At 61.9% G+C, this 291-nt stretch carries 1 protein-coding gene; it reads right to left on the reverse strand.

Going from position 1 to position 291, the window contains the following annotated elements; genetic code table 11:
• On the reverse strand, positions 1 to 291 hold a 291-nt coding region (locus FY112_RS00015; RefSeq protein WP_151517323.1), incomplete at both ends, for a hypothetical protein.

Raw genomic sequence — 291 nt, forward strand, 5'->3', positions numbered from 1 at the left:
CGCGCACGGCTATAACCGGCTTCGGTTTGTCCCGTGGATCAGGCCCTCCGGCTCTGGCAAACTCATCACCACGGCCGGCCGGCAACTTGAACTCTTCATCGCGATCGGCAAGGCCCACAAGATCGCCTGACAGATCGAACAACTGCTGGGCGACAAGATGGACGACCTCCCCTTCCCGCTGGATCCGGCCATTGATCGCCATCATCGAAGACCCAAGCACGACCCGCCGGCGCTTTTCAAAGAGTGTCGGCCAGACGACGAGATTGGCCGGCCCGGTCTCGTCCTCAATGG

This window comes from Rhizobium sp. PEPV16 (assembly GCF_008919455.1).
In the GTDB taxonomy this organism is placed as follows: domain Bacteria; phylum Pseudomonadota; class Alphaproteobacteria; order Rhizobiales; family Rhizobiaceae; genus Rhizobium; species Rhizobium leguminosarum_Q.